The organism is Cytobacillus sp. FSL R7-0696, from assembly GCF_038006865.1.
Taxonomy (GTDB): Bacteria; Bacillota; Bacilli; order Bacillales; family Cytobacillaceae; genus Cytobacillus; species Cytobacillus kochii.
The window spans coordinates 1-4,502 of record NZ_JBBOWA010000003.1; the positions used below are offsets into that span (position 1 = coordinate 1).

The 4,502-nt window shown below is 34.8% G+C and carries 5 protein-coding genes and 1 pseudogene; 1 reads left to right on the top strand and 5 read right to left on the bottom strand.

Going from position 1 to position 4,502, the window contains the following annotated elements; all coding sequences use genetic code 11:
- The first annotated feature begins 865 nt into the window (after window positions 1-865).
- Window positions 866-1,273 (top strand): DUF2599 domain-containing protein, encoded by a 408-nt coding sequence (locus MKX29_RS24400; RefSeq protein ID WP_340725640.1) that lies wholly within the window; start codon window positions 866-868, stop codon window positions 1,271-1,273.
- A 17-nt stretch (window positions 1,274-1,290) separates the two neighbouring features.
- Here the strand turns inward: MKX29_RS24400 and MKX29_RS24405 are convergent, their stop codons facing one another.
- The 5 genes and pseudogenes from MKX29_RS24405 to MKX29_RS24425 all read right to left on the bottom strand — a co-directional run.
- Entirely contained in the window at window positions 1,291-1,584 is a 294-nt protein-coding gene (locus MKX29_RS24405) for a hypothetical protein (RefSeq protein ID WP_340725639.1), read from the bottom strand.
- A gap of 394 nt (window positions 1,585-1,978) precedes the next feature.
- The gene (locus tag MKX29_RS24410) at window positions 1,979-2,587 is read right to left on the bottom strand and encodes a helix-turn-helix domain-containing protein (RefSeq protein WP_340725643.1); all 609 of its coding nucleotides are present in this window, start codon (window positions 2,585-2,587) and stop codon (window positions 1,979-1,981) included.
- Between the two features lie 167 nt (window positions 2,588-2,754).
- A complete protein-coding gene (locus tag MKX29_RS24415) occupies window positions 2,755-2,937 on the bottom strand; it encodes a hypothetical protein (RefSeq protein WP_340725642.1) in 183 nt (60 codons plus the stop codon).
- 14 nt (window positions 2,938-2,951) lie between these two features.
- Window positions 2,952-4,277 (bottom strand): MobV family relaxase, encoded by a 1,326-nt coding sequence (mobV, locus tag MKX29_RS24420; protein ID WP_340725641.1) that lies wholly within the window; start codon window positions 4,275-4,277, stop codon window positions 2,952-2,954.
- Between the two features lie 31 nt (window positions 4,278-4,308).
- Window positions 4,309-4,502, bottom strand: a pseudogene (locus MKX29_RS24425) (hypothetical protein); the annotation flags it as partial.

Genomic DNA, 4,502 nt, shown 5'->3' on the forward strand with positions numbered 1-4,502 from the left:
CGGTAGGCAGGTCAAAAGGTGTTGCCTTTTGACACACCAAGAGGGTCTTGGTGAAGTGAGTCTGTCAACTCCTTAATGCTCCCTACGGTCCGCTTACCGTTGACAGACGCCATACAGGGCTTCTCTCGCCTTTGTGAGAGGTTACCCCTTATTTAAAATCCTCCCGTTGCCTAAAAAGGCAACAGAGACGCTTATAGAGCGTTAAAATGATGATTGATTGTAAGTGTCTTTGACTTCCTCGACACTTTTCCAATCAACTTCGTTTAAAGGGAGTCTTTTTTTATGGTTTTCGATGTTCCTCCTCCTCAGGTTGAGAGAGTGAAGGTTGGGGGTGTGGGGGCTAGCCCCCGCATTGCGTCACTTCATAAGACTAAAAAAGCAAAATTATGAACGGTAGAACTGGCGGTTTTGCAGGCTACACTAAAACGAAGTGAACGACCGCTAACTTTCTTCCTCATCAGTTTATCGGTCGTTCGGCGAAGCCCTTGAAGTCTGCAAAATTTCGGAATGCAAGGGGGAAAAGGGTGGAGATTTTTTGAGTGGGTTTCTCAAAAAATACTACCCGAACCTTGCATGGAGAAAAGCCCCTAAATATATAGAGTGAGAAGAGAGAGTTATAAAAGTGTAAAAAAGGTTGATATATCAGTAGTTTCAGAGATTTTAATATGTGGCGGTTTTGCGATATATGTTAGTGAGTTAATTATCTTTTAAGTATGATTAATATGACAATTATTTACTAAAAATTGTAAATTTTCAAAAATATTTAAATATCGTTAAGAGTGAAAATAATATGTTGATAAAATATTCCATTTATATTAATATTCTCATAGAAAAGGATAAATATACAAAAAGGGGGAAAAATGGAATGAAGTACATTTCTAAAATTTTAATAGCCTTTGCCTTGGTTTTAAGTTTGTTTACAGTTACTAATACAGCTTCTGCAAGTGCTGATTCATTTTCGGATTATTTTACTAGTTCAAAATGGATAACTAGAGACGGAGTAGTATCACTTAGTGTTACACCTAAATCATCAGGGCCACTTATTAAAGCTCCAAATGGTAATGCAAGAATGGTAGCTGCTTCTAAAGCATGGACTATTCTTTATAACAAACATAAAGGGAGCAGTAATTGGAAAAACACTGCATCTATGAAAGCTCAATTTGAGTGTCATGTAACTATGGCTCAATCTTTCAAGACACCTTGGAATTTAGAACCACATCGTACAACAACTAGTCTTACAGAAACTATTAAAAAGGGATGTAATCCTAAATAACAAAAAAGAGAGATTCATTAAGAATCTCTCTTTTTTGTTATATTTATTATTGCTCCTATAATGAAAATAATACCTATGACTATAGTTAAAGTGAAATATAGGGAATCTCCTACTAAATTAAATTCATCTGTTATTATATTTCCCTGGAACCAAACCATACAAGCAAGTACAGTTAAGAAAAACGAATTTAATATTATATATCCGTTATTAGTTTTACTTTTAATAAAAATTAAAATTAATAAATTTAATATTATAAAAGCTAGTATTAAATAAAAGATCGGTCTTAAATAAATGAAAACTTCCCCATCCATTCCAAAAACTCCTTTTTTTGAAAATTATTCTTTTTGATTATATCTTAAAAAAACTTTTTTTGCTTATATTTTCTATTTGAGATATTATCTCCCTTTTAATTTTCTAAATTCATTATGTTATATCAATACATATATCACCAGTATGGCTCCTTGTTTTAGGGTTGAGGCTGAACAAGGGGGAATGAGGAAATCCTCCATATTCGTAGATATGTAAGGTAAAAGAGTAAAAATCACGAACAGAGAAAAGCTCCTTATTAGAGAGTGAGAGTAAATTGGCTAACTAACTAGTAAAAAAAGCTATTATATCAAGGGTTTTTGCTAGTTTTCGTAGTTACCGAATTAGATAACTTTAGTTACCGAATTAGATAACTACGAAAACTAATAAAAATAGCCCTTAAAAAAGGGCTATTGGAAAATTTTCAAATAATGGCTTAGCATTGATAAATAAGGTTTTTAAAGTAGTTTCTACGTTGTCACGTTCACCACTATAAATAATATTTGGATTTATGAATAAAGCGTATGTACGAGCATTATTTCCTTCTATTTTTTGACCTTGTGCTTTAACAATAACCCCTTTGTCAACAAGATTATTTACTAGTCTACTAATTTTAGGAGCACTTGTTCCAAGTTTTTCAGCAAGTGCCTTTTGTGTCATAGGAACTGCACTTCGTGAATGAATATCATCCACAATACAATTACTTTTAAACTGTAAAAAGCGTTGAATACGCATTAAAAATAGCATTTCTTCATCGGTGAAAAAACCAGTTTCCAAAGCATAATTCCAATTATCTTGAATCAATTGAACAAACCTCACTTTTGACTGGGGAGAACGTTTTGTAACGATAAAAACTTCTTTCCCAGTAGCTTTACTCAATGTTTTCATAGCATTATTTGCTTCTTCTTGGTCTACACCACTATGATCCTGCTTAAATTTTTCTTTTTGATTTTTAAAATCTCTTTTTCTAGCATTTTTTTCTGCTTGTTCAAAATTTTTCTTGGTCATCTAATCCCTCTCCTTATAGCAGGAATTAGCCCCTATGTGTTAGAATAGAATTATAACGATATGAATAGGGGCAATAATCCTTGCCCGTAATAATACGAGAAACCGCCTTGCCGACCAAAGCTTGGGCGGTTTTTCTCGTTCTAGTTAAATTATAACAGATTATAAAACTACACGTCTTTCTTAATCTCAAGAACATATAAGTCCTCATTTGAATCTTGATCAATACTTGTAAAAATACTAATGTCCTTGATTGGAATACTCGTTCCCAAACCTAAATATGGTCTCTTTTTATCCCTCATGAAAAGCATTAATTCACCATCTTGATCTAACTTCTGTAACTTCTTAACCAACTGATTTACCTTTATTAACGCTCTATCTCCATTCCTTTTTGCCTTTGAGGTTCCTCCATTTTTTTAAAAGAGTCCTTGACAATTTTTTCTTGGTTCTGATCCAGAAACTTTATAAATTTAGGGTCAACTTCTTGTATCCTCAAAAACGTCTTAACACGAGTAAGTTGAGAGGATAAAGCCTTTGTCACTTTTGACTTAAAAGCTGAAAATTCTTTACCGATTTGAAGCAATTTTTCCTTCAATTCTCGATTTTCCCTTTGATAAGACTGATTTTGATAGGTTAAATCATGAACTTTTTGCTTTAATTCTTTCTTTTCCCCCAGCTGGTCATTGAACTTCTGAACGATTCCATTATATTTATCAATTAAGCCACTGTAATTCTTCACAAGATCACTCTGTTTCAGCTTTTCTTTAGCTTTTTCGGTTGATAATTTTTCAAGATTTTCTTCAACATCCTTGTAATAATATCGAATTTTGTCTTGTCCTATTTGTATATCAGATTTTAGCTTCTTAACCTCTTTTTGAGATTTCTCTAATTCCTGCTGCAGCTGTTCCGCTTGCATCTGATAAACGACCCCATTCATGGCATAATCCACTAAATTTTGATAATCATTTTCCTTCATTCCGACCAATCCAAGAACCTTCTTCGCTTCAATGTTTTCAATAGATTTCGTCTTCTCATCGATGGCTTGAATCTGCCCCATTGTTTGCTCAAATTTCTGTTGAGCCTCTTTTTCCATATTTCCAAACGTCAGAGCCTTATATTTAGCCGTCTCAACGTGCTTACGGCTCGATGAAACCCCTCTTTCTAACTCAAAGCCATTTTCCTTCAGATAAGCGTTAAAATCATCCTGAAGGCTCACCAGTTGCTTTTTCTGGCCAAAGAAATCTTTAGCCGACAATCTGCCATCTTCCGTTACTGGAACAAAGCCAACGTGCATGTGAGGGGTTTTCTCGTCATGATGAACCGTTGCATAAATTAAATTCTTCTCACCGTATCGATCAGCAAGAAATTCATGAGCCGTTTCAAAATACCTTTTCTGCTCTTTCGATGAAATTCTCTCAAAAAATTCTTTATCCGATGTAATCAAAAATTCAGAGAGACGAACCGCATCTTTACGGATCTTCTTTCCAGAGAGCACATTATCCTCAATCACTTGATTGATTTTCTCCGTATAATCAATCTGCTTTTGACCATTTATCAAATCATAATTAAGGTGAGAATCCGCCTTATTGATGTCGGGATTTGTCTCACTTTCTTTCTCTCTTTGGTTGTGAAATTGAATACCTTTTATGGCATGAGATTTCATTTTTTGCATCCGAATAATAGAGTAACTCATTGATTTCGCACCCTTCCGAAAATCTAATAGATTAAGAGAAGTGTAACACACTACACTTTGCACGCAAAGTTTCATGTGGTCTGCGACGCTTTTTGGCTCCGCCAAGCCATGCTACAGCATGGTAAAAAACAAACCTTGGGCTTTGCCCAAACCCACTGGGGAACTCTTCCCCAGACCCCCTTAATCGAACTCCCCAACCCCTCAATCCTTGAGGGGCTCCCTCGC